The following is a 24,090-nucleotide window of genomic DNA, read 5'->3' as shown; positions in this document are numbered from 1 at the left end:
CTATGTACTTCTCTAAATCCACGGGTGGCTTCTACAGCCGAGAAATCCACGACGACAACATGCCGGCTGACGTGGTGGAGATCACTGCCGAGGAGCATGCCGTCCTGTTGGCAGGCCAATCGCAAGGGCTGGTGATCGACTTTGACGCAGCTGGCCGTCCATTTCTTGCCGATCCGGCGCCACCGTCGTCTGCCGCCCTCTGCAACCTTATCGATGCAGCCGCCGACGCCGCCCGTGAAGCCGTGGCCGGTGACCCGCTGCGCGCGGTGGAGTACGAGCGCGCAGCCATGGAGGCGAAGGCCTTCGCCGATGCCGGCTACCAAGGCGCCGTGCCGCCGATGGTTGCCGCTTGGGCCATCAACGGCCGCACCCCGCAGCAAGCCGCCGACAGCATCCTGGGCGAGGCCGCCCAGTACAACGCCGCCCTGGTGCAACTGCGCACCGTGCGCCTGCAGGCCAAGGAACTGGTCCGCGCGGCGATGGCCGCCGGTAATGTTGAGCAGGCGCAGGACATAGCCACACAGACAATCGCCAGCATCGAGGCAGCTGTCTCCGGCATAGGCAACAACGCGGGGGTATGAGCCATGAGTGGCATTCAGTTGCTGTTCAGTACGACGCACCACCCGTTCAGCGGACTGATCCGCACAGCCACCTGGTCGCGCTGGAGCCATGTTGCCCTAGTGGCCGGACCTCATGTGGTCGAGGCCGTTGCCTTGGGTGGTGTGCGGCAGGTATCCAAGGCCTACGCTATCCAGCGCGCCTCGGACTACAAGCTGGTCGACCTGCCGGCACGCAACCCGCAGGCGATCATCGACGCGGCGCGCAGTCAGATCGGAAAGCCTTACGACTGGACGGCCGTGGCCGGCCTCGGGCTGCACCGTGACTGGCAGGAGGAAGACTCGTGGTTCTGCTCGGAGTTGGTCGCCTGGGCGGTCGATCAGGCCGGTGAGCCCTGGTTCCGCCCGGAGGCGCTGCGCCGGATCACGCCTCAACATCTATGGATGCTGGCGCCCGAGCGAGGGCTGTGCCCGGTAGAAGGATAAGAAGAGGGCGGTCAGCCTCAGTGTTCCAGCACCCAAGCTGACCACCGACCTGCAGTCATACCCTGCAAGCCAGCCGAGGCCCCCTGCTCACGCGTGAGCGGCGGGGAGCCTATCAGAAGTGCAAAGGGTTTGCAGATCATGCAAGACATTCGTTGCGGCCACTGTAGCCGCATGCTGGCGAGAGCCAGCGGATTCGTTGAACTCCAAATCAAGTGCCCGCGCTGCCGGACACTGAACCACCTGAAGGCCGAGAGCCTCCTGCGACCGCCATCGAGCGCCCCCAGCCATCAGGAGGCACCATGTCTGCACAACCGATCATCCCCTGGCTAGGCGGCAAGCGCCGGCTCGCCGACCGAATCTTCCCGCTGTTTCCCCAGCACAGCTGCTACGTCGAACCCTTCGCCGGTGGCGCCGCGCTGTTCTTCTTGCGTCCGGTACCGGCCGAGGTGGAGGTGCTGAATGACGTGAATGGCGAGCTGATCAACCTCTATCGGGTGGTGCAGAACCACCTGGAGGAGTTCGTCCGGCAATTCAAGTGGGCGCTGAGCAGTCGCCAAGTGTTCAAGTGGCTGCAGATGACCAGGCCGGAGACGCTGACCGACATCCAGCGTGCGGCCCGATTCTACTACCTGCAGCAAAGCGCGTTCGGTGGGCGGGTGGATGGCCAAACATACGGGACCGCGACCACTACGCCACCAGGGCTCAACCTGCTGCGTCTGGAAGAGACGCTGTCCGCAGCCCATCTGCGGCTCAGCAGCACCTACATCGAGCACCTGAGCTGGCAGGAGGTGATGAAGAAGTACGACCGCGAGCACACGCTCTTCTACTGCGACCCGCCGTACTGGGAGACCGAGGGCTACGGTGTGCCCTTCGAGTTCGAGCAGTACCAGGAGATGGCCAGGATGCTCAAGGTGATTAAGGGCAAGGCGATCATCAGTCTCAATGACCACCCTGTTATCCGCGAATGCTTCGCCGACTTCCATGTCGAGGCGACGGACATCAAGTACACGGTCGGGGGTGGCAAGGGGAGCGAGGCGAAGGAGGTGCTGATCTTCAGTTGGGACATCCAGGCCGAACCGGCTGGGCTTTTCTAAGATTCCTTTGCAGTATGCCCAAGAACCCACATCAGCATTTATCGCACGCTATCGCCGGAAATTTTCGCGCGCGGCGTCAGCGAGTCACCCCTCTCCTATTGGGAGAGGGGCCGGGGGTGAGGGTGTTTCAGGCAGCTCGGAACCTCGGTTTCAAGAAGCCGCCTCCCGCTCCCTCCCCACGAAATGCTCCCGCGTGCCGAACACCCAGTCGAACCAGGGCTTGGTCACGCACCAGTTGGCTTGCGGGTTGGGACCCATGTGGTGGTCGTAGTGCCAGGGCAGGTGCTTGCGCGCCCAGTCGGGATGGTCGTGGGCCTGCTTGTGGGTGAAGTAGTAGTTGCCGGCGCAGTACCACAACGTCAGGCACAGCCAGGGCGCCCAGAGGAACAACGGCGCCACCAGCACGCTGGCGGCCACCAGCGCCCAGGCTTCCTTGCCCTGGGCGTGCCAGCCCAGGGGCGGGCGGCAGCCGCCCCGGGCCATCGGACCAAGGTTCGCGCCGGCAGGCAGGGAGGGCAGCCCGACTTTCGATTAGCGCCGACGCAGCACCAGCAGCAGGAGCGTCGCCACGCAGAAGGCGGCACCGGCAAGGAAGGTGCTGGCCGCGCCCAGGCTCTGCCACAGCCAGCCTGCCAGCACACTGGCCACCAGCAGGGCGGCGCCGCTGGCCAGGTTGAACAGGCCGAACGCGGTGCCCTTGAGGTCCGCCGGGGTGGTTTCGGCCACCAGTGCCGCGAGGATGCCCTGGCTGAAACCCATGTGCAGGCCCCAGAAGGCGACGCCGGCCAGCAGCAGGGCGGGGGAGCCGGCACGGGCCAGCAGCAGGTCGGCGACGATCAGCAGTACCAGGGAAAACGCCAGCAACCCCGTCGGGCTGATTCGGTCGGAGAGCTTGCCGGCCGGATAGGCCGACAGCATGTAGAACCCCGCCATCACCACCATCACCAGGGGAACCCAGGTGGTGGAAAAACCGGCGTCCTGCGCCCGCAGCACGAGGAAGGCTTCGCTGAAGCGGGCCAGGCTGAACAGGGCGCCCAGGCCCACCACCCACCAGTAGGCTGCAGGAAAGCTGCGCCAGGCGCGGAAGCGGACGGGCGAACGCAGGTGCCGGGAAGGCCGGGAAGCGTCGGGTTCCTTCACGCCAACCAGGATGCAGGCCACGGATACCAGGGCCGGCAGCACCGCGAACCAGAGCACCAGGCGGATATCACCAGCCAGCAGCGTCATCAGCAGGATCGCCAGCAGTGGCCCGAGAAAGGCGCCAACGGTATCCATGGACTGACGCAGGCCGAAACAGGCGCCGCGTATTTCCGGCGGGGCGACATCGGCCACCAGGGCATCCCGTGGCGCACCCCGGATTCCCTTGCCGACCCGGTCCAGCAGGCGGGCGAGCAGCACCTGGTCGGCGGAACCGGCCAGGGGGAAGAGGGGTTTGGTCAACGCCGCCAGGCCGTAGCCGAACAGCAGCAGGCCCTTGCGCTTGCCCAGGTAGTCGCTGATAGCCCCGGAGAAGACCTTGACCACCAGGGCGGTGGCTTCGGCCAGGCCTTCGATAAGCCCAACGGCGAGCATGCTGGCGCCCAGGCTGCCCACCAGGTACAGCGGCAGCAGGCCGTGCACCAGTTCGGAGGAAAGGTCCATGAACAGGCTGACGAAACCCAGCGCCCAGACCGTGCGCGGGATGCGGGAGGTGGTTGTGGTAGCGGGCATGTCCCTGTCCTGTTGGTGCGGCTGCTATCAGGTTAGGCAAGAAGGGGGTCAAGAAACTGTGAAGGCGAATTCGCCCCAAGCGCAGGCCGCCCCCTCTGGCTCGGTCTGGACCGTAGGGTGCGCTGTGCGCACCGAGGCTTCGGCACCCCGTCAAACCGCCCGTGCGCACGGCGCACCCTACCGGATTGGCTTCTGAATCTGCCCCACCTCAGTCCCGTTCTTCCAGATCCGCCAGCCGGTAGCCGACCCCATGGATGGTGTGCAGCAGCGGGCGCGGGAAGGGTTTGTCGAGGGCTTGGCGCAGCTGGTGGATATGGCTGCGCAGGCTGTCGCTGTCGGGGCAATTGTCGCCCCACAGGGCTTCTTCCAGCACTTCGCGGCGGACTACGGCGGGGCTCCTGCGCATCAGGGTGGTGAGCAGCTTGTGGCCGAGGGGGTTGAGCTTGATGATCTGGCCGGCGCGGGTGGCTTCGAGGGTGTCGAGGTCGTAGCTGAGGTCAGCCACTTGGAGCAGGCGCTTTTGCCCGCCGTGGCTGCGCCGCACCACAGCCTCGATACGCGCCACCAGTTCGGACAGGGCGAATGGCTTGACCAGGTAATCGTCGGCACCGGATCTGAGCCCTGCCAGGCGGTCCTCCAGGGTGTCACGGGCGGTGAGCATGATGATCGGCGTGTCGCGGCGGGCTTCCTGGCGCAGGCGGTTGCACAGCTGGAGGCCGTCGATGCCAGGCAGCATGATGTCCAGCACGATCAGGTCATAGTGCTGGGTGGTCGCCAGGTGCAGGCCGGAGAGACCGTCCTGGGCGCAGTCGACGCCGTAGCCCTTGAGCTGGAGATAGTCCAGCACATTGGCGAGAATGTCGCGGTTGTCTTCGATGATCAGTATGCGCACGTGTTGCCCTCTGTCCGGCACCGGGGCGCCGTTGATGCTTTTTTCACAAGACCTTTACCAGTTGCTCACGCGAGGGACGTCAGACTGCGGCGGCCCTTTCTCACCCAGGACTTCACGATGCCCCACTCGCGACCCTTCAATTTCGCGCTCTGGAGCGGCCTGCCGCTGGCGGCCATGGCGCTCCTGCTGCTGGTTGACGTACCGCGGCTCGACTTCGCCCTTGCCCATCTCTTCTATGACCCGCAGACCGGCTTCATCGGTCGTCACAGCGCCTTCCTCGAAGACGTGCTGCACGACCGCGCCAAGCAGGCGGTGATCGGTCTCGGCGTGCTGGCCATCGCCGGTTTCATCGCCAGCCTGCTCTCCAGCCGGCTGCACCAGTGGCGCCGCCCGCTGGGCTACCTGGTATTGGCACTGGGGCTGTCCACGGCCATCGTCACGCCGCTCAAGGCGGTCACCGCCGTGCAATGCCCCTGGAGCCTCGAGGAGTTCGGCGGCGTCGAGCCGTACTCGCCGCTGGTAGGCCACCATCCCTACGTCGACAAACCGGGGCGTTGCTGGCCTGGCGGCCATGCCTCGGCCGGCTTCTCCTTGCTGGCGCTGTTCTTCGCCCTGCGTGACCGCCGTCCGCGCCTGGCACGAGTAGCGCTGGTGGGCGCCCTGGCCCTTGGCAGCCTGTTCTCTCTGGGGAGGATGATGCAGGGGGCGCATTTCCTCTCCCACAACGTCTGGACCTTGTTGTTCGACTGGGTGATCAGCCTGGTCTGCTACCGCCTGGTGCTCTACCGGCCGGCGCCGGTGGAGGCCGGGGAGGCGCTACCGGTCAGTTCTTCCTGAAGCGGTAGAACAGGTTCGGCTCGCTCACTACATACAGATTGCCCGCGTCATCCCGGGTCAGGCCCTCGGCCTGGCCCACGCTTTCCTTCAAGTCGCCGAAGCCCCCGAGCAGGGTGCGGAAACTGACCAGATCGCCGTTCTCGTCCAGTTCGATCACCAGCCTCGATTCATGGCTGAGCACCAGCAGGTGCCCCGTCGCGGCGTCGAAATGCAGGTCGGAAATATCGCTGGTAAAGACGCTGCGATCGATCCAGTCGCTGAGGTCTTCCACCTTGAGTTGCAACTTGCCGCCGAGGCTCGCCTTGACGCCGCTCACGCTATAGAGCTGGCGCGGGTCGCGCTCCTTGGCGACGAAAATGCGGTCGTGGGCGGCGTCGTAGGCCACGCCTTCAAAGCCCTTGTTGTGAGCACTGGAGGCCAGCGGCAGGGCCAGGGTCTGGCTGTCGCGCTTGTCGATGACCTGGCCGGGCTGCCCGGGCAGGCGGAAGAACACCAACTGCTGCTGCAGCTCATCGGTCACCACCACCTGGCCGTCACCCATGTAGGCCAGGGCTTCGACATCCTCGAAGCCCTCCAGCGGGTATTGCGCGGTGATTTTCCCCTCGTGGTCCAGCTCCAGCAGCTTGACCGGTGGCGCGTTGGTTACCGCCAGCAGGCCCTTGCGATCCGCGGCGAAGGCGATGGCGGACAGGTCGTCGTTCAACCCTTCCACCGGACGCGCCTCGACCTCGACGCGGTAATCCGGCAGCCAGACACTGCGGCCCGCCCAGGCGTCCGCGTGCAGGTTGCTGGTGACATAGAACCAGGCCCGCTGGTGCCAGTGGAACTTGCCGGTGGCGACCACGGCGACGAGCAGGACCGCCAGCCCCAGTCCGCAGAGGGCGAGCCGGCGAAGGCTCAGCCCCGGCCGGGTGGTGTGTCGCTTGAGTTCAACTGCACTGTTCATTGTTTTTATCCTGTACTTCGGACGAGCGCCGGCCGCGAGCCCCCCACAGTGGGGGCCGCACTCCGTTATCGGTCCATCAGTCGAGTGGTTGCTTCCAGGCGAATCGATAGGGTTGCTGTTGCCGGGCCGTGGCGTCCTGGCACTGGCCGTTGTCGGCGTTGCCCTGCACCAGGTACCAGTCTTCGTCGTCACCATCGCCGACGCGCTTGGCCAGTTCCGGCTTGAAGCAGCGGGGCAGGTCTTCAGGCCGGATCAGCGCGTAGTTACCGGGGTGGCTGCGCAGCCACTCGGCGGCTTTCTCCACCTGCTGCGGCCCAACCATGCCGAAGTGCACCAGGGGCTGGCGCGCATACAGCCAGTGGCCCTCGCGCCAGTGGGTGAGCATCAGCTCGGTGCCGTTGGTGACATCGGCCACTTCGGTCATCAGGGTCTGGCGCGGATTGACGCCTTCCTTGATCGGCTCGACGAAGCCGCGGGCAAACCAGGCGAAGAACCAGAACAGGGCCAGACCAATGAAAATCTTCCGGCCGCGCGGACGGCTGGCGAACCAGCGGCGCAGCAGCCAGGGCACCAGGGGCGCGGTGGCCAGCACCAGTCCGGGCAGGGCGGGGTAGATGTAGAGCTTGCGCTTGCCGCTGCTGAGGCTGAAGAAGATCAGCACCAGCACGACCCAGCCCAGCAGCACCAGGTAACGGCCGTCGCGCTTGGCCAGTTGGCGGCGCCAGGCCGGTACCAGCCAGGGCAGGGCCAGCACCAGGGGGAGCCAGTACTTGGGAATCACATGGGTGAAGAAGAACCAGAAGGGTTCGCGGTGGTGCCAGGCGTTGGCGTAGCGGTGGGCGGTCTGGCGCAGGAGGATTTCGTTGAGGTAGGCGCGGCTGGCCTCGTCGCCGAACAGCGTCACCTTGATGATCAACGGCAGCAGCCAGGTGCCGATGGCCGCCAGGGCCACCACCAGGCCGAGCAGCCAGGCCCGGCCTTCGCCCGGCATCCGCGCCACGCCGTGCCAGCCACGGCGTGCGGCAAAGACATAGGGAATGAACATCAGCGCCGGGAGGAAGCCCACACCCTTGCTGATGATGCCGAAGCCCATGGCCGCGCAAGCCACGTAGAACCAGCCCCAGGCGGGCCCCAGCAGCAGGTGCCTGGCCATGCCGTACAGGCCGAGGGCGGTCCACAGGAGCAGGAAGCCGTCGATCTGTCCCGCGCGCTGGATGCTGTAGGTCTGGTAGGTGGCGAGGAACAGCAGGCCGGCGATCACGCCGACGCGGCGGTTCCACAGGCGCGCGCCGAGGTCGTGCAGGCAGGCGACGGTGACCAGGCCGGCCAGCAGCGCCGGCAGGAACAGCGCGATGGTCGGCGAAATGCCGAGCCGGGTAAGGCTGGCGATGGCCCACATGAACAGCGGCGGCTTGTCCGGGTAGATCTCGGCTGCGCGATGGGGAATCAGCCAGTCGCCGCCCTGAAGCATCTCCAGGGCCACGCCGAGGAAGCGTTCTTCGTCCACGTTGGACGGGTGGCGCATGCCGAGGCCCGCGCTGATCATCGCGGCGGCGAGCAACAGCAGGAGCAGCAGCGAGATGCGCCGGGAGCTCAGCAGGCTCATGGGTTCGGCGGTTCCATCCAGGGTGGGCGAGAGGCGACCCATGCTCAGCTCTCCAGTTCGCGGGCCGTGGTGTTGAAGCGGGTGCGGCGGATCAGCCACCAGACGCCGAACAGGTCGAGGATGCCCACCAGGGCGCGGTCCAGGTTGCCGTACTTGGAAACCCCGGCGCTACGCGGGCGGTGATTCACCGGGTGAACCAGCATGCCGCCCTGATGGCGCTGGATCAGCGCCGGGATGAAGCGGTGCATGTGATCGAAATAGGGCAGGCGGAGGAAGGCTTCGCGCTCGATCAGCTTGAGGCCGCAACCGGTGTCCGGGGTGTTGTCCTTGAGCAGACGGCCGCGCAGGCGGTTGGCGAAACGCGAGGCCCAGCGCTTGCTGGCGGTATCGCGGCGATTCACCCGGTGGCCGGCGATCAGCTTGAGATTGATGGGGGCGTCCGGGCGGCGGACGATGGCCAGCATGCCGGGGATGTCCGCCGGGTCGTTCTGCCCGTCGCCGTCCAGCGTTGCCAGCCAGGTGCCTTCGGCGACTTGCGCCGCGTGGTAGATCGAGGTGCTCTGGCCCAGCGAGCGGTCATGGCTGAGGATGCGCAACTGCGGGTAGCCGGCGTGCTTCATGGCGAGCAGGCGCGAAGCGGTGTTATCCGTACTGCCGTCGTCGACCACGATCACCTCGAAGGACTCGCCGGCAAGCGCTTGGCGAATTTCCTCCAGCAGCGTGGGCAGGTTCTCGGCTTCGTTCTTGGCCGGGATCAGTACGGAGAGGTAAGGCCTGTTCGACATGCGGTGTCCGTCTTCAGAAGGGTTCATACGAGTCATTGCGTTCCCTGGTTGCGACGCCGTCGTCGCCTGTCCATGTTGTGTGCCCATCACGGCTGCTCCGCTTCGCCCAGTGCGGCGTCGACCTTGTCATCGATACCCAGGCCATGGCGATGGCGGTGGTACAGCCAGGCGCCGAGCATGCCGGAGATCAGAAACAGCACCGCTGCCGTGCCGATGCGCAGCGTCGGCGCGACCGAGATGCCACTGCCCACCAGCGCGAACACCAGGGACTGCGGCAGGAAGCCGATGAAGCTGGCGGCCAGGAAGGGCGCGAGCCGCGCGCTGGAGATGCCGGCGGCGAGGTTGGTCAGCACGTTGCTGCCCACCGGCAACAGGCGGATCAGCAGCGTCATCGAGAACGGGTGTTCGTGGATGAAGCGGTCGAAGCGCGCGGCGCGAGCACCAAGGCGGTCGCGCAGCAGGCTCCGGCCGAACAGCCGGGCATAGAGGAAGGTGACGAGGCAACCGCCCAAGGTCGCCAGGGTGGCGATCAGGGTGCCGGGCAGCAGGCCGAAGGCGTAACCGGCAAGGAAGGCGATGATCTGCCGGGGCAGGCCGAGCGCAGTGAACAGAGTGCCCACGGCGAGGAAGAGCAGGGTGCCTTCGACGCCGTGACCGCGGATGTGGGCGTCGATCCAGGCTTCGTTGACCGCGTTGCCGAGATCACTGGTGTCGAACAGGTAGCCGATCAGCGCCAGGCTGAGGATCAGTCCCAGGCCCTTGAGCATCGCCCGTGGCGCCGCGAAGGCCGCCGCCTGATGGGGCCGGGTGCCTTCCGGCTGGGGGCGGGTGCGCTGGATCTCGGTCAGCTGGCGCGGTTCGTTGCCCATATGCCGTCAGACTCCGTAGAAGGTCCGGTACCAGTCGACGAAGCGACCGACACCTTCGCGCAGTGGTGTGCCGGGACGAAAGCCCGTGCGCTTGGCCAGCGCGCTGACGTCGGCCCAGGTCTGTGGCACGTCGCCGGGCTGCATGGGCTTCATCTGCTTGATCGCCTCGACGCCGGTTGCCGACTCGATGCAGCCGACGAAATCCAGCAGGCGTACCGGTGAGCCCAGCCCGATGTTGAACAGCCGTGCGGGCGCGCCCAGGCGAGCCTGCTCCGTCTCGTCCGCGTAGGGCGGCGGGCAGTCCTGGATGCGGACGATGCCTTCGACGACGTCGTCGATGTAGGTGAAGTCCCGCGACATGTCGCCTTCGTTGTAGATCTCGATCGGCTGGCCTTCGAGGATCGCCTTGGTGAACTTGAACGGCGCCATGTCCGGACGGCCCCAGGGACCGTACACGGTGAAGAAGCGCAGGCCGGTGGTGGGCAGCCGGTAGAGGTGGGCGTAGGTGTGGGCCATCAGCTCGTTGGCGCGCTTGGTGGCGGCGTAGAGCGAGATCGGGTTGTCGACGGCATCCTCGATGGCGAAGGGCACCTTGGCGTTGGTTCCGTAAACCGAGCTGCTGGAGGCGTAGACCAGATGCTGGACACCGCTGTGGCGGCAGCCTTCGAGCACGTTGACGAAGCCGGTGAGGTTGGCTTCGGCGTAGGCATGCGGATTGTCCAGCGAATAGCGCACCCCAGCCTGGGCCGCGAGGTGGATGACACGCTCGAAACCCTGCTCGTGAAACAGCGCCTGCATCGCCTCGCGGTCGGCGATATCCAGCTTGTGGAAGACGAAGCCGGGAAGCGCGCGCAGCCGCTCCAGGCGGGCAAGCTTGAGGTCGACGCTGTAGTAGTCGTTGAGGTTGTCGATGCCGACTACCTGGTGCCCCGTGTTGCACAGGCGCAGCGCAGTGTGGAAACCGATGAACCCGGCAGCGCCGGTGACCAGAAACTTCATCGCGGGGTGATTCCTACAGCGGCACGGCCGATTGGGTAGTACGCCAGGCCTTCGCGGACCAGGTGGGCGGGTTCGAAGATGTTGCGGCCATCGAACACCACCTTGTCGCCCAGGCGCTGGTGGATCAGGCCGAAGTCGGCGACGCGGAAGTTCAGCCACTCGGTGAGGATCACCAGGGCGTGGGCGTCGTCCAGGGCTTCTTCCTTGGAGTCGACCAGGCGCAGGGCAGGGTGGTCGCCATAGATACGCCTGGCTTCCGGCATCGCCTCGGGGTCGAAGGCGCGGACCCGCGCACCGGCCGCCCACAGCGCTTCCAGCAGGACCCGGCTGGGCGCTTCGCGCATGTCGTCGGTGTTGGGTTTGAAGGACAGGCCCCAGAGGGCGAATGTCTTGCCGCTGAGGTCGCCATCGTAGTGGCGGTGAATGTTCTCGAATACCTTGTGCTTCTGCCGGTGGTTGACCGATTCCACGGCCTCCAGCAGTTGCGGGTGGTAGCCCACTTCGGCGGCGGTGCGTTGCAGCGCCTGGATGTCTTTCGGGAAGCAGGACCCGCCGTAGCCACAGCCGGCGTAGATGAAGTCGTAGCCGATTCGCGAATCGGAGCCGATGCCCTTGCGCACCATTTCGATGTCCGCGCCCAGCCGCTCGGCGAGGTTGGCCATCTCGTTGATGAAGGAGATCTTGGTGGCAAGCATGCTGTTGGCCGCGTACTTGGTCAGCTCGGCGCTGCGGCTGTCCATGACGATCAGCTTTTCATGATTGCGACTGAAGGGTTTGTAAAGTTCGCGGAACAGGTCGATGTCCTGTGCGCCGTCAACGCCGACGATGATGCGCTCGGGACGCATGCAGTCCTCCACCGCCGAGCCTTCCTTGAGAAACTCGGGATTGGACACGACCTGCATGTCAAACCCATGACCGCGTTGTGTCAGGGCTTCGTCCAGGTGAGCCTTCAGGCGCTGCGCGGTGCCCACGGGGGAGGTGGATTTGTTGATCACCACCTTGGCCTCGGCGGCGTGTGTGGCGATGGTGTCGGCGACGGTGAAGACGTGCCGCAGATCAGCGCTGCCGTCTTCGTCAGGTGGCGTGCCGACGGCGATGAAGATGACCTTGGCAAATGCCACGCCGTCAGCGGCGCTGGTGGTGAAGGTCAGGCGTCCGGCGGCGAGGTTGCCCCGTAGGAGTGTCTCCAGGCCAGGCTCGTAGATCGGTGACAGGCCCTGCCTGAGCTGGGCGATTCGGCGTTCGTCGATATCGACGCAGCACACGGTATGGCCTACTTCTGCCAGGCAGGCTGCCTGGGTCAGGCCGACATAGCCCGTTCCGAATATGGTGATGTTCATTCAGCGCCTGTTTGTTGTTATCTCTGCCCGTCTGGCGACCTTACGGTGCGCCGGTCCCGACCCCTCCCGGCCGACCCGGCGAGCGGGCGTTAGGAACAACCTAGCAGGGGAAATGTGAAAATTGTGTACCGATGTGTCAGGTTGTTGAATTTGTTCGCGCTTTTGTTTAGGCCCGACTCCCGGGCGCCGGCTTCAGGGGTGATCGTCCTGTCTCGCCAGTTCCAGCACCCGGTTGCGCCCTTGCTCGGCGACCAGGTAACGGCCCGGAGCGGTCTCGACGATGGTCTGCGGCGAGCGCAGGTGGGACAGCACGACATTCAGGCCGCCCTGGCCGTCCAGCAGCAGGACGCGCGCCATGTGGGTGGCGTCTTCGGTGATCCACAGGCCTTCGCGGTTGCAGAGCAGGAAGCCGGGTTCATGCAGGCCGTCGAGGACCACGGGGTCGTTACCGTCGGCGCGAAGCTGGCGTACGTGGCCAAAGTTCTTTTCGGTGTAGAACAGCCGGCCATCGGGGCAGGAGGCGATCGCCTCGGCCTCGTCCAGCCCGCTGCGCAGGGTGGTCACACTGTCGGTTTCCGGGTCGTAGCGCAGCAGCCGGCCATTCTTGTGGAGATCCTCGATGGCGTAGAGGTAGTGGCCGTCGGTGGCCAGGCCTTCGACGCTGTCGCCGCTGAACAGCTGCCGGGTGCCCTGGTCGTTCAGCCACATTACCGGGTGTTCTCCCTGTTCCTGGCTGAAGGCGACGCCACCGCGATAGCGCACCATGCCGTCGGGCTTGGATAGGCCCGTTTCCACCACACGCCGCTGATCGCCCGGCCCGGTGCGGAGAATCCGTCCCTTGCCATTCTGAATCTCCTGGCTGAGGTACAGACCGCCCTGGCCGTCCGGCAGCAGCGCGCTGACCCGTTCGATGGCATCCAGTTGCACCTTGTAGCGCCAGCCCTCCGCGGCGGTGGCCGGGTAGAGGTGGTGCCAGGCGGGTATTCCGGCACCCACCAGCAGGAGCAGGGCGACACCCGCCAACAACCAGCGCGCGGCGCGCCGGTCGAGCAGCAGCATCAGCAGTTGTGTCCCGGAGCGTGGCCGTTTGCGGATGGGGGAGCGGCGGTAGGGTATCGAGGCGGAATCTGCAGACATGAAAAGCTCCTTTGCTCAGGACGCCTTGCGCAGGACGTAGACCCGCCACATGGCCAAACCTGGCAACAGGTCCAGATGGGAAAGGATGTCGAAGCCGACGCTGTGGAACTCGCTTTCGATCTCTGCGCGCGGCACCACGAAGCGGCCGGGCCGGCGCCCGCTGAAGCCATCGGGGTTGCGTCGCCGCTCCATGCGTTTGCGCTTCCAGGACTGGTAGTTGCCGTCCACCCAGAGGGAGACGATCAGGGTGTCGCGGGTGACCCGGTGAAATTCCCGCAGCACTTCCAGGCGCCGTTCGGCGCTGTCCAGGTGATGCAGGAAACGCATGCAGAAGATCGCATCCACGGCGTTCTCGCCGAGGTCGATGGCAAAGGGCGGCGTGTGCAGCACGCAGATGCGCTCGGCGATTTCCACGCGTCGGCTGGCATGGGAGCGGACGAGCGGAGGGACCGGTTCATCGGCTGCCAGCACCAGGCGATTGGGATGGCGGGTCAGGGTCGGCCAGAAGCGGCCGCTGCCGCAGGGCAGGTCGAGCACCAGGTTCGGCTCGCCGGCGATACGCATGGCTTGCCGCGTCATGAGGTCTTCACGCCAGTTGGCCAGGCGCCGGGCCAGGCCCTCGCGACGTGGCTGCGACGGAAGTTCGACGTATTCGTCGTCGGGGGCGCCTGAGTTTTCCATCTCGAAAGGCTTCGGCCGAGGTTGGGGCATGTATGCACCGGGTCCGTGTAGGAATCTATTCAATCTAGAGGGCGGGCTGTTGTGGCGAGGTCAAAAGCCCGTGAAAAAAATGTCATGGCGCGTCCCTGTGACGGCCGGCGCCCTCAGACACCGGTCACGGCTGTGCTACCGGCACGGCAAGGGGCGAACAGGTCCAGGCCTTCCTTGTATTCCCCGGTCTGCACCTGCAGCAGGCCGAGCACGGAATGGAAGAGATTGTCCTGGCTCAGCGGCTTGTCCCGTTCCTTGCCCAGGCAGGACGTGTCGAGGTCGAAGTCCTTGCGGTAGCTGTCGGAGAACCAGGTGAGCAGGGGCACATGCTTCTGCTGGTCGGGGGCCAGCAAGTAGGGCGTGCCATGCAGGAAGAGGTTGTATTCGCCGAGCGACTCGCCGTGGTCGGCGATATAGAGCATGGCGGTGTCGACCTTGTCCTGGTTCTTGCGCAGCAGGTCGATCAGGTTCGACAGCACGTAGTCGGTGTAGACCAGGGTGTTGTCGTAGGCGTTGACGATGCTTTGCTCGCTGCACTGGTTGAGCGCGTTGCTGGTGCACACCGGGGTGAATTTCTCGAAGCGCTTGGGATAACGCCTGGCGTAGTCCGGGCCGTGGCTGCCCATCTGGTGCAGGACCAGCACGGAGTCGTCCTTGAGCTGGTCGATGTAGGCCTGCAGGTCCTTCAGCAGGATTTCATCGTGGCATTCGCCGTCGGTGCAGAAGGCCGCGTCTTTTCGATGGCTGAGATTGTCCTGGGTCACCCGGTCGCAGGTGCCCTTGCAGCCGGACTGGTTGTCGCGCCAAGTCACCGCAATCCCCGCATGCTTGAGGACATCCAGCAGGCCTTCCTGGCTGCGGGCGCGGGCAGCGTCGTAGTCGTGGCGGCCCATGTTGGAGAACATGCAGGGTACGGAAACAGCGGTTTCGGTGCCGCAGGAGCGCACGTTGCCGAATGCGGTGACGCCCGGCTGGCTCTTGAGCAGCGGCGTGGTGTCGCGGCCGTAGCCGAGGATGCCGAAATTGTCCGCCCGCGCGCTTTCGCCGATCACCAGGACGGTTAGCGACTTGCGCTGGTGGGCCTGCCAGGCGGGCGCCTTGCGTGCGTCGGTGCCGATCTGTTGCAGCGGTGCTCCAGCCACCACCAGTTGTTCCTTGAGGTAGCCGTAGGAGGCATTCAGGTAGTTGCTCGGCACCACCAGAAGGCGCAGTTCGTGGTGATTGCGCAGCAGCGACGCCAGCCCCTGGTAGTTGGCCAGCGCGACGGCACCGAGTACCGCCACCGAAGCCACAGCCAGGATCAGCTTGTCGAACAGCGCGCGGCGCAGCGGCTGGTGGCGCACCGGCAGCTTCCACAGCAGCCAGCTGGGCAGCACGCCGAGGATCAGGATGAACAGCACGAGCTTGAACGAGAGCAGGTCGCGCACTTCGTTGACGTCGGTTTCCGCGACGTTGCGCAGCATGTTGGCGTCGATGAGCACGCCGTACTGGCTCATGAAGTAGGCGACGCCGGAGCTGGCGAGGAACAGGAAGATGAGGACCGGCTTGAACACCCAGCGGAACGACACCAGCGCCAGCACCAGGTTGAACACGGCCAGCACCATGACACCGAACGCCGCGCCCATTCCCAGTCCGCCGGCATCCGCGGGGATGATGGAGAAGAGGTGCTGCCAGAGCGGAAGGTTGTAGATCGAGAGAAGCAGAAGGCTGGCCAGGAAGGCCAGGGCTTCGGGGCGTATCGAGATGCGTTTGAACATGATCCGCTCGCTGTGACGACATATCCCTCATGGATATGACGAGGAGCTTAGGAACGGCGGAATCAAGAATTCGTGAAGAAAACCTTGGGAAAATGTTGGGTTTGTGAAGGGTGTGTTGAGGCCGGCCGGATCACACGGAGCCGTCGGCGCGAGTCACCCCTCTACCTCTGGGAGAGGGGCCGGGGGTGAGGGTTGTCTGGCTGGGCAGTGAGTCCGTTGGGCAGGACTGCGTCCTGCTAGGCGATTGAAATCGCCCCCACAGGAACGGAGGGGTCTAGCCGGATGATGGGGAGCTGCCGGCGTGAGTCGCCCCTCTACCTTTGGGAGAGGGGCCGGGGGTGAGGGCCTTTACTGCGCAGCTACTTCAGGCAGCACCGGAACGTGCTCCAGCTGCAGGCGTTCGCTGCTCCAGGCGCGGACTTGGTTGGTCAGCTCCAGGTCGTTGTTCAGCTTGCGGCCGTAGGAGGGGATGATCTCCTTCAGGCGGGCCTGCCATTCTGGGGTCTGGACCTCGTCCTTGAAGGTCTTCTCCAGCACGGTGAGCATGATCGGCGCGGCGGTGGAAGCGCCCGGCGAGGCGCCCAGCAGGGCGGCGATGCTGCCGTCGGCGGAGCTGACGACTTCGGTGCCGAATTGCAGGATGCCGCCTTTCTCGGCGTCTTTCTTGATCACCTGAACGCGCTGGCCGGCGGTCAGCAGTTCCCAGTCCTCGTCCTTGGCGTCCGGGAAGTATTCGCGCAGCTCGTGCATGCGGTCGGCCTGGCTCAGCATCAGCTGACCCATGAGGTAGGTGCTGAGCGGGATGTTATCCAGACCGGCGTTGGTCATCGGGCCGATGTTGTCGGTGGTCAGGGCGCTGAACATGTCCAGCAGCGAGCCGTTCTTCAGGAACTTGGTGGAGAAGGTGGCGAAAGGTCCGAACAGCAGCACTTTCTGGCCATCGATCACCCGGGTGTCCAGGTGCGGCACCGACATGGGCGGCGAGCCCACGGAGGCCTTGCCATAGAGCTTGGCCTGGTGCTGGGCCACCACTTCAGGGTTGCGTGTCATCAGGAACTGGCCGCCCACCGGGAAGCCGGCATAGCCTTCGGCTTCCGGAATGCCGGATTTCTGCAGCAGTTTAAGGGCGCCACCGCCGGCGCCGATGAAGACGAACTTGGCCTTGACGCTGGTTACCGCCTCGCTGTTGCCCAGATCGGCGACTACCACGGTCCAGGTACCGTCGTCGTTGCGCTTGATGTCGCGTACCTCGTGCTTGAGGTTCAGCGAGACCTTGTCGCTCTTGGCCAGGGAGTCGATGAGCTGGCGGGTGATCTCGCCGAAGTTCACGTCGGTGCCGATGGCCATGCGGGTCGCGGCGACCTTCTGCTCGGCTGGACGACCTTCCATCACCAGCGGGACCCACTTGCTGATCTGTTCGTGATCCTCGGAGTACTCCATACCGCGAAACAGCGAGCTGTGCTGCAGGGCGGCGTGGCGCTTCTTGAGGAAGGCGATGTTGTCATCGCCCCAGACGAAGCTCATGTGCGGCACGCCGTTGATGAAGGACTTCGGGTTGCTCAGCACATTGCGCTCGACCTGGTAGGCCCAGAACTGCTTGGAAATCTCGAAGGATTCGTTGATCGCCACCGCCTTGCTGATGTCGATGCTGCCGTCGGCGGTTTCCGGGGTGTAGTTCAGCTCGCAGAAGGCGGAGTGGCCGGTGCCGGCGTTGTTCCAGGGGTTGGAGCTTTCCGCGGCGACCTGGTCCAGGCGTTCGTAGATGTCGATGGTCCAGTCCGGTTCCAGCTCGTGGAGGTAGGTGCCGAGGCTGGCACTCATGATGCCGGCGCCGATCAGCAGTACGTCGACGGTTTTCTCCGGTTCCGGTTGCTTGGCGCAACCGAGTGTCGCAAGGCACAGGAGTCCTATGAGGACTTTTTTCATGGGGGAGGTTCCCTTTGCTTTTCTCGAAAAGGGCGGTGCGTAGGCAAAGGGCGTGCCGGAATTGGGAAAACGCTGTGAAACGATTCACTGCACGGCTTTCAAGGCCTTCGAGCGGGCGGGAGGTGGCGGGAATCCGCCCGGATCGGCCGGCTTTTGGCTGTGGATGGGGCGGAAACCCGCCATTGGCTGGTCAGGCGGGCTAGGCGGTCACTTGCGCCGGATGCGGAAACGGCAGACCTGGCCTTGGCGGACCATGCATTCGGTGTGGTCCACCTCGCCGCCGCCCAGGGTACCGATGAGCGCCAGGTCCAGTTCGCAGACTTCCGGGTGGGCGGCCGCCAGGTGATGGAAGACGCAGTTGTGGGCGACGATCTCCGGCTCGCCGGAGCTGCGCAGGATGATCTCGGCTTCGTAGCCGGCCTGGTTCATGTGCTGGGCGATGTGGGTCTCGTCCACGATTTGCTGTTCCACTTCGGCCGCCAGCTTGCGGCCCAGCCCACGCATCAGCGCTATCAGGGCGTCGCGCCCGATGAGTCCGGCCACTTCGCCGATCAGCAGGTCGGCCAGCAGATGGTACTGGCGGGGAAAGAGCTCCCGGCCGCGCGGGCTGAGCAGGTAGAGCTGCTCGGGGCGGCGGCCGGTGGGCCGCGTTTCGCCCCGCAGGATCAGCCCGTCGCGCTCCAGCGCGGCCAGGTGCTGGCGGATCGCCGTGCGGGTCACCGCCAGGTGGTTGGCGAGTTCGTCGATGCTCATGCCGCCCGGCTGGTAGAGCAGGGCACCGAGCAGGTCCTGTTGTGTGCGTCCCATTCCTTGCAGCATTCGACTCCCCCCTTGGCCTATCTCAGAACTTGTCCGGGAACTGCTTGACCAGCGCTGCGGTCAGCGTGTCGGCCAGAACCTGCATGTGTTGGCGCATCGCCGCCCAGTTCTTGGCTTCGCCGGCGAAGTCACCTTTGGCCAGGGCATCCATCTGGGCCACGTGGTGCCCACCGTGGGCGCCCAGCATGCTCACAAGCGCATCTTCCGGCAGGTTGGGGTTGGCGCTGGAGAGGAATTTGGCGATGCCCTGGGCATTGCGGGTCATGTCGTTGACGGCGGCCTTCTTGCCGTCGGCATCCTTGGCCACGCTGGCATCGCTGTAATGCTTCACGGCGCTCCAGTGGCCGGCCAGCAGTTCCAGCAACTGGTCAGCCGCCGGCTGGCCGTAGAGCGGGGCGATGCTGTTGGCGATGGACTTGGCGTTGGCGACCACTTCGGTGGCGGCTGCCTCGGCTTCCTTCTTCTGGTGCTGCTGGTTGGCGAAGGCGTAATTCCTGGTCCAGAAGATGTGTTCCACCCAGAGGTCGCGCAGGGCCAGGCGGGTGGTCAGTGCGGGGCTGTCGCCGGTGACCTTCGCCGGCTCCTGGGCGGCCTGGGTCCAGAGGGGTTGGGCAAGCGTGACAAGTAGCAGTAAGGCCAGTGTCCTGAATTTCATGACGGGCTCCTCGGATTGCAGATTGTCCTACAAAAACAATTAAAGCATAAAAAAATGCCATTATTGGTTTTGCCAGGAAATCCGCCGAACGGTGCGGGCTACTGTCTTTTCTGCAGCCAGCTGAGGAAGCCGCCTTTCTTGATTGCCTGAGGTTTCTGCAGGAGCAGGTTGCGGCTGGCCTGTTCGCGAAAGGTGCGCAGTCGGGTGATGGCGGCGCGGACTTCGACGCGCGCATCCAGGCAGTTGCGGATGGCGTCCCGTTCAATGCGGTAGAGCACGCAGGAGGACAGGGCGGTGAACCGTGCCTGGGACGGCGCGTCGTTGGCGATGCCTTCCTCGCCGAGGATTTCCCCCGGCCCCATGCGTCCGGCTTCGAGCATGCCGGTGCCGTCGGGTACCGACGCCGAGACGACGCCGGTGCCTATCACCAGCAGGCCATCGGCGACCTCGCCCAGTTCCAGTACCACCTGGCCGGCGGAGAACGCCAGGGGCGCCATGACCTGGCTGAGTGTGTCTTTCTCTTCGCTGCTCAGGGCGCGGAAGATCTTCACGTCTTCCAGCAGCAGACGCGGTCGTGACCAGGGCTGCGGAGCGGCCTCGCTGCTGAAGGCGATGCCGGCGGCTTCCAGGTGCCGGTGCGCCAGGTCGAACATCAGGTTGCGGACTTCGGTCTTGTTCTGGCCGGTGCGGATGAAGCCACTGGCCTCGTACTCCATGGATTCCAGGTCCGACTCCTTGATCGCGACCTTGGGCTTGGGATCGGCCAGCAGGGCGCTGATGCCCTGCACTGTCTTCTCCAGCGCATCCAGCACCCGGCGCGGGCGCACCTGGGTGGATACCCGCAGGCTGATGGCGACGTTGGTCAGCTCGTAGGGGCGGCTGAAGTTGTGCACCTTGGTCTTGGCCGCCACCGAGTTGGGGATCACCACCGTGCTGCCCTTGTTGGTGAGCAGGTGGGTGGCGCGCCAGTCGATTTCCACAACCTTGCCTTCGGTGCCGTCGATGGAGATCCAGTCATCCAGCTGGTAGGGCTTGGTGGTGTTGAGGACGATGCCGGAGAACACGTCGCTCAGGGTGCTCTGCAAGGCGAGGCCGATGACGATGGCCATGACCCCGGAGGTGGCCAGCAGCCCCTTCACCGGCAGCTGCATCACGTAGGCCGCCGCAGCCACTATCGCCACCAGGAAGATCACCGCACCCATCACGTCCTGCAGCAGCCGGCCCGCATGGCCGATACGCGGCATCAGCAGGCCCAGTACCACGGTGGCGGTGCGGGCGCCGTACAGCCACCAGCCGATTTCCATCGCGGTGGCCACCAGGTTGAGGGTGGGTTCCGGCCAGGGCGGCGGCTGCAGGGGGCTCATGCCCGCCTCGATGATCACGGTACTGAAGAGCAGGAACAGCGCCAGGCGGCAGAGCACCCTCAAGGTCCGCTGCTCGGCCGGAATGACGCGCCAGACTGTGAGGTCGAGCAGGATCAGGACGGCGCCGAACACCAGGGGGTGGTTCTGAATGAATGCGAGCATGAATTCCCTTCCGCGAGTGAGCCTGCGTCACGTTAGCAGAGCGCCGGGGCGCCTGATACGGGGGCGTCTGCCGGGTGGCTGGGGACATCCGCCCTGGCGCGGGGTCTGATTCATTGCAGGGACGAGCCTGCAGGGGAGGGTCGAATGGCCAGCCGGGCTTCGAGGGTGATGGTGGCGTTGGGGGCCTGCTGCCTGGGGGCTGCGGCCCAGGCGTGCCCGCCCGGTCAGTACGAGGTCTGCGTGACCGCCTGTATCTGCCTGCCGGACACCCGTGAAGTGCTGGGCCCATTGCCGGATGAAGTGACCCGCGTGGCCGCTGGTGCCATGCAGCATTGGCTGGTGCAGGCCCGCGCCGATGCCGAAGCTGCGGGCGTACAACCGATACCGCCCGACATCCGTCGGCAATTGACGCGCTACTACGACGCCGCCGTGCTGGATGCGGTGCGCTATCGCGTAGGGGATCGCAGCGAGCTGGGTGCCGCCGGCGCCATGCTCAATGACCCGGATACCAAGGCCGTCACCCTGGTGGACATCATTCTCTTCCGTAACCAGGAAGGCGCGTTGCACGATGTGGCGCTCTGGGCCCATGAGCTCAAGCACGTGCAGCAGTACCGGGAATGGGGTGTGGAGGAGTTCTCCAGGCGCTATACCGAGGACGCCGACGCGGTGGAGGAACCGGCCTACGAGATGCAGTCCAGGGTGACGAAGGCGCTACAAGGCAGATAGCCGCGACCGTGGGGGCGATTTCAATCGCAAGGGGCTGTGCAGTCCGTAGGATGCGCCGCGCGCACCACCGATATTGGAGCCACGACTGTTGCTCATGTGACGCCGAATCGGTGCGCATGGCGCACCCTACGGTGGGGCGCGCCGTGGATTCAATCCCGCTTCGGAATCCCCAGGCCGCGTATCACTGCCGGGCGCGACAGGAAGGCGTCCAGCACGCGCTGTACATTGGTGAAACGCTCGAACTGCACGAGCTCGCCCGCTTCGTAGAAACCGATCAGGTTGCGCACCCAGGGGAAGGTGGCGATGTCGGCGATGCTGTACTGCTCGCCCATGATCCAGTTGCGGCCTTCCAGGCGCTGGTCGAGCACCGCCAGCAGGCGCGCGGATTCCTGCACGTAGCGGTCGCGGGGGCGCTTGTCCTCGTAGTCCTTGCCAGCGAATTTATTGAAGAAGCCGAGCTGACCGAACATCGGGCCGATGCCGCCCATCTGGAACATCAGCCACTGGATGCATTCATAGCGGCCGGCGGCGTCCTGCGGAATCAGCTGGCCGGTCTTGTCCGCCAGGTAGATGAGGATGGCGCCGGACTCGAACAGCGGCAGCGGGCGGCCATCCGGCCCGTTGGGGTCGATGATCGCGGGAATCTTGTTGTTCGGGTTGAGGGAGAGGAACTCCGGCGACATCTGGTCGTTGCGCTCGAAGCTGACCAGGTGCGGCTCGTAGGGCAGGCCGGTCTCCTCCAGCATGATCGAGACCTTGACGCCGTTGGGCGTCGGCAGGGAATAGAGCTGCAGGCGATCCGGCTGGGTCGCGGGCCATTTGCGGGTAATGGTGAAAGCCGACAGATCACTCATGGGGGACATCCTGTTCAGATCGAGGAGCGGATGGGCCACCTTACTCGCGAGCGGCCACCTGGCGAAAGGCTCCAATGGCGGAACAGTCCTTCCCACTGACGCGGCGATTCATGGCGGTTCACTTCTCGGCGAGTTCGACTCTCGGTACTCGATACAGCGCGAGCGCCGTCAGCATGACGCCCAGGGCAATGGCCAGGGAGAGCCAGAGCATGGCCAGGTCGCCGGCCCGGGTGCGCAGCAGCGCATACGCCCAGGGCGCCACGGCGGCGAGGGCGAAGGCTGGTGCGAGCAGGCGTCCCAGGGCCCTGGCATAGGTGTCGTTGGCGAACAGCTCCAGTGGCAGGCTGGCGCGGAGCAGGGTCGCCAGGCCGTTGAGGGCGCCATAGGCCAGTACGAAGAGCCCAGCCAGCGGCGCTGAACCGAGCCCCGCCAGGCCCAGGGTGAAACAGGCCGGCAGGGCGACGCCCACCCAGAGGTTGAGACGCAGCGCCGGAATGGGCCTGGTCTGCAGACTTTCCACCAACCGCGCAGCCACCTGGCCGATGCCCCAGAGCGCGGCGAGGGCGATGGGCAGACCGTGGCCGGCCAGCAGGCCGGTCAGGTGTGCGGACAGGCCCGAAGCGAGAAAGGCGATCAGCGCCATGGCCAGCCCATAGAGCCGGGCTGGGCGGCGAGACAGGTCGATGGCAACCCTCCGCGTCGTCCCCGCCGGGCGCACTCGGGCCATTGGCGGCAGTCCCAGCAGCAAGGTCCAGCCGAGCATGGCGAAAGTGGCGAAGCAGACCAGGCCCGTGCGCCAGCCGAAGCTGTCGGCCAGCCAGCCTCCCAGGGGCCAGAACAGACTGGTGGACAGCCCGCCGAACAGGGTGATCTGCACCATCGCCCGGCGCGCGTCTTGCCCGAGGATCGCGGCCAGGGTGGCGAAGGCCGCGTCGTAGAGCGACAGGCGCATGCCCGCACCGAGCACCAGCCAGGCGGCGAGGTAATGAACCGGTGTGGTGCTGGTAGCGAGCAACAGGCAACCGGCGGCGTTCAGCAGGCTGCCGGCGCACATCACCCGGCGCCCGCCGAAACGGTCGATCCAGCGCCCGCTCAGGGGTGACACCAGCGCCATGACCAGCAGGGCGAGGGAGAGTCCACCGTGGACCAGGGTGGCCGGCCAATGGGTATCGCGGATGATGGTGGACGCAAAGGCACCGGGCAGGTAGAAGGACGCGCCCCAGTTGATCAGTTGGGCCAGGCCCAAGCGCAGGACCAGCGATGACATGTCATTGGCCGGGGAGGGTGCCGGCGCCGTCTCCCAGACCCCGCTGCAGGATCACGCAATCCAGCCAGCGGCCATGCTTGAAACCGACGTTCTCCAGCACGCCGACGCGGCGAAAGCCCAGGCGTTCGTGCAGTCCCACGGAGGCCAGGTTCCCGCTGTCGCCGACCATGGCGATCATCTGCCGGTAACCCTGCTGTTCGCAGCGCTGGATCAGCCGCTCCAGCAGCAGCCGGCCGATACCGCGCCCTTCCAGGCCGTCGCGGACATAGACCGAGTCTTCCGCGGTGAAGCGGTAGGCCGGGCGCGGGCGATAGGGCGCGGCGTAGCCGTAGCCCACGACTTCGCCATCCAGCTCAGCCACCAGATAGGGCAGGCCCGCGTCCCGCACCCTGGCCAATCGCACGCCCAGCTCGTTCAGGCCCGGGACTTCCATCTCGAAGCTGGCCGAACCGTGGAGCACGTGGGGTGCATAGATGGACTGGATGGCCGGGAGGTCGGCGGGGGTGGCGTCACGCAGGAGGATCGGATTCATGGTTTGGCCCATCGGCAACGGATGGCGAAATGATGGGGCTGGCCGTAGTCTTAGTGAAG

The 24,090-nt window shown here is 65.5% G+C and carries 25 protein-coding genes; 6 read left to right on the top strand and 19 right to left on the bottom strand.

The window, feature by feature from the left end; all coding sequences use genetic code 11:
* Nucleotides 1-2: 2 nt before the first annotated feature.
* The 4 genes from E8E91_RS03095 (at nt 3) to E8E91_RS03080 (ending at nt 2,137) form a co-directional block, all read left to right on the top strand.
* A complete protein-coding gene (locus tag E8E91_RS03095; protein ID WP_280374552.1) occupies nt 3-581 on the top strand; it encodes a hypothetical protein in 579 nt (192 codons plus the stop codon).
* 3 nt (nt 582-584) lie between these two features.
* Entirely contained in the window at nt 585-1,043 is a 459-nt protein-coding gene (locus E8E91_RS03090; RefSeq protein ID WP_280374551.1) for a YiiX/YebB-like N1pC/P60 family cysteine hydrolase, read from the top strand.
* Nucleotides 1,044-1,172: 129 nt separating this feature from the next.
* Nucleotides 1,173-1,373, top strand: coding sequence for a Com family DNA-binding transcriptional regulator (locus tag E8E91_RS03085; RefSeq protein WP_280374550.1), 201 nt, complete (start codon nt 1,173-1,175; stop codon nt 1,371-1,373).
* On the top strand, nt 1,343-2,137 hold the full coding sequence (locus E8E91_RS03080; protein ID WP_280374549.1) for a DNA adenine methylase: 795 nt from the start codon (nt 1,343-1,345) through the stop codon (nt 2,135-2,137). The genes E8E91_RS03085 and E8E91_RS03080 overlap by 31 nt, the downstream gene beginning before the upstream one ends.
* Before the next feature lie 150 nt (nt 2,138-2,287).
* Here E8E91_RS03080 and E8E91_RS03075 read toward each other — a convergent pair whose 3' ends face one another.
* From E8E91_RS03075 to E8E91_RS03065, 3 genes are all read right to left on the bottom strand, one after another.
* The gene (locus tag E8E91_RS03075) at nt 2,288-2,620 is read right to left on the bottom strand and encodes a hypothetical protein (RefSeq protein ID WP_280374548.1); all 333 of its coding nucleotides are present in this window, start codon (nt 2,618-2,620) and stop codon (nt 2,288-2,290) included.
* A 48-nt stretch (nt 2,621-2,668) separates the two neighbouring features.
* Nucleotides 2,669-3,847: an MFS transporter gene (locus E8E91_RS03070; RefSeq protein ID WP_280374547.1), complete on the bottom strand. Its 1,179-nt coding sequence runs from the start codon at nt 3,845-3,847 to the stop codon at nt 2,669-2,671.
* Between the two features lie 208 nt (nt 3,848-4,055).
* On the bottom strand, nt 4,056-4,739 hold the full coding sequence (locus tag E8E91_RS03065) for a response regulator transcription factor (protein ID WP_280374546.1): 684 nt from the start codon (nt 4,737-4,739) through the stop codon (nt 4,056-4,058).
* A gap of 117 nt (nt 4,740-4,856) precedes the next feature.
* On the opposite strand from E8E91_RS03065, the gene E8E91_RS03060 reads away from it, so the two are divergent.
* Complete coding sequence (locus tag E8E91_RS03060) at nt 4,857-5,576, top strand: phosphatase PAP2 family protein (protein WP_280374545.1); 720 nt, start codon at nt 4,857-4,859, stop codon at nt 5,574-5,576.
* On the opposite strand, the gene E8E91_RS03055 is transcribed toward E8E91_RS03060, so the two are convergent.
* The 13 genes from E8E91_RS03055 to E8E91_RS02995 all read right to left on the bottom strand — a co-directional run bounded on the left by E8E91_RS03055 (nt 5,563) and on the right by E8E91_RS02995 (nt 20,652).
* Entirely contained in the window at nt 5,563-6,522 is a 960-nt protein-coding gene (locus tag E8E91_RS03055; protein WP_280374544.1) for an SdiA-regulated domain-containing protein, read from the bottom strand. The genes E8E91_RS03060 and E8E91_RS03055 overlap by 14 nt on opposite strands.
* A 76-nt stretch (nt 6,523-6,598) precedes the next feature.
* On the bottom strand, nt 6,599-8,128 hold the full coding sequence (locus E8E91_RS03050) for a glycosyltransferase family 39 protein (protein WP_280374646.1): 1,530 nt from the start codon (nt 8,126-8,128) through the stop codon (nt 6,599-6,601).
* A gap of 44 nt (nt 8,129-8,172) precedes the next feature.
* Nucleotides 8,173-8,913 carry a glycosyltransferase family 2 protein gene (locus E8E91_RS03045; RefSeq protein WP_280374543.1) on the bottom strand — a complete coding sequence of 247 codons (741 nt, stop codon included), beginning with the start codon at nt 8,911-8,913 and terminating at the stop codon, nt 8,173-8,175.
* 86 nt (nt 8,914-8,999) lie between these two features.
* The gene (locus E8E91_RS03040; RefSeq protein ID WP_280374542.1) at nt 9,000-9,782 is read right to left on the bottom strand and encodes a VTT domain-containing protein; all 783 of its coding nucleotides are present in this window, start codon (nt 9,780-9,782) and stop codon (nt 9,000-9,002) included.
* Nucleotides 9,783-9,788: 6 nt separating this feature from the next.
* On the bottom strand, nt 9,789-10,781 hold the full coding sequence (locus E8E91_RS03035) for an NAD-dependent epimerase (RefSeq protein WP_280374541.1): 993 nt from the start codon (nt 10,779-10,781) through the stop codon (nt 9,789-9,791).
* Entirely contained in the window at nt 10,778-12,121 is a 1,344-nt protein-coding gene (locus E8E91_RS03030; protein WP_280374540.1) for a UDP-glucose/GDP-mannose dehydrogenase family protein, read from the bottom strand. Before E8E91_RS03030 ends, E8E91_RS03035 begins: the two co-directional genes overlap by 4 nt.
* Before the next feature lie 192 nt (nt 12,122-12,313).
* Complete coding sequence (locus tag E8E91_RS03025; protein ID WP_280374539.1) at nt 12,314-13,258, bottom strand: hypothetical protein; 945 nt, start codon at nt 13,256-13,258, stop codon at nt 12,314-12,316.
* A 15-nt stretch (nt 13,259-13,273) separates the two neighbouring features.
* Nucleotides 13,274-13,939, bottom strand: a complete 666-nt coding sequence (locus E8E91_RS03020; RefSeq protein WP_280374538.1) for a class I SAM-dependent methyltransferase — start codon at nt 13,937-13,939, stop codon at nt 13,274-13,276.
* A 143-nt stretch (nt 13,940-14,082) separates the two neighbouring features.
* A complete protein-coding gene (locus tag E8E91_RS03015) occupies nt 14,083-15,726 on the bottom strand; it encodes a phosphoethanolamine--lipid A transferase (protein WP_280374537.1) in 1,644 nt (547 codons plus the stop codon).
* Between the two features lie 348 nt (nt 15,727-16,074).
* Complete coding sequence (locus E8E91_RS03010; protein WP_280374536.1) at nt 16,075-17,652, bottom strand: malate:quinone oxidoreductase; 1,578 nt, start codon at nt 17,650-17,652, stop codon at nt 16,075-16,077.
* A 207-nt stretch (nt 17,653-17,859) separates the two neighbouring features.
* Nucleotides 17,860-18,471, bottom strand: coding sequence for an HTH domain-containing protein (locus E8E91_RS03005; protein WP_280374535.1), 612 nt, complete (start codon nt 18,469-18,471; stop codon nt 17,860-17,862).
* A gap of 22 nt (nt 18,472-18,493) precedes the next feature.
* Nucleotides 18,494-19,126 carry a hypothetical protein gene (locus E8E91_RS03000; protein ID WP_280374534.1) on the bottom strand — a complete coding sequence of 211 codons (633 nt, stop codon included), beginning with the start codon at nt 19,124-19,126 and terminating at the stop codon, nt 18,494-18,496.
* A gap of 98 nt (nt 19,127-19,224) precedes the next feature.
* The gene (locus E8E91_RS02995; RefSeq protein ID WP_280374533.1) at nt 19,225-20,652 is read right to left on the bottom strand and encodes a mechanosensitive ion channel family protein; all 1,428 of its coding nucleotides are present in this window, start codon (nt 20,650-20,652) and stop codon (nt 19,225-19,227) included.
* Between the two features lie 144 nt (nt 20,653-20,796).
* Between E8E91_RS02995 and E8E91_RS02990 the strand changes: the two genes are divergently transcribed.
* Nucleotides 20,797-21,378 carry a DUF4157 domain-containing protein gene (locus tag E8E91_RS02990; RefSeq protein WP_280374532.1) on the top strand — a complete coding sequence of 194 codons (582 nt, stop codon included), beginning with the start codon at nt 20,797-20,799 and terminating at the stop codon, nt 21,376-21,378.
* A gap of 149 nt (nt 21,379-21,527) precedes the next feature.
* Here E8E91_RS02990 and E8E91_RS02985 read toward each other — a convergent pair whose 3' ends face one another.
* From E8E91_RS02985 to E8E91_RS02975, 3 genes are all read right to left on the bottom strand, one after another.
* Entirely contained in the window at nt 21,528-22,232 is a 705-nt protein-coding gene (locus tag E8E91_RS02985; RefSeq protein WP_280374531.1) for a glutathione S-transferase N-terminal domain-containing protein, read from the bottom strand.
* Nucleotides 22,233-22,350: 118 nt separating this feature from the next.
* Nucleotides 22,351-23,499, bottom strand: coding sequence for an MFS transporter (locus E8E91_RS02980; RefSeq protein WP_280374530.1), 1,149 nt, complete (start codon nt 23,497-23,499; stop codon nt 22,351-22,353).
* A gap of 1 nt (nt 23,500) precedes the next feature.
* Nucleotides 23,501-24,031, bottom strand: coding sequence for an N-acetyltransferase family protein (locus E8E91_RS02975; protein ID WP_280374529.1), 531 nt, complete (start codon nt 24,029-24,031; stop codon nt 23,501-23,503).
* Between the last annotated feature and the right edge of the window lie 59 nt (nt 24,032-24,090).

Source organism: Pseudomonas sp. BN515 (assembly GCF_029873155.1).
GTDB lineage: Bacteria > Pseudomonadota > Gammaproteobacteria > Pseudomonadales > Pseudomonadaceae > Metapseudomonas.
The sequence above is the reverse complement of the archived record's forward strand: the minus strand, read 5'-3'. Positions and strand labels throughout refer to the sequence as shown.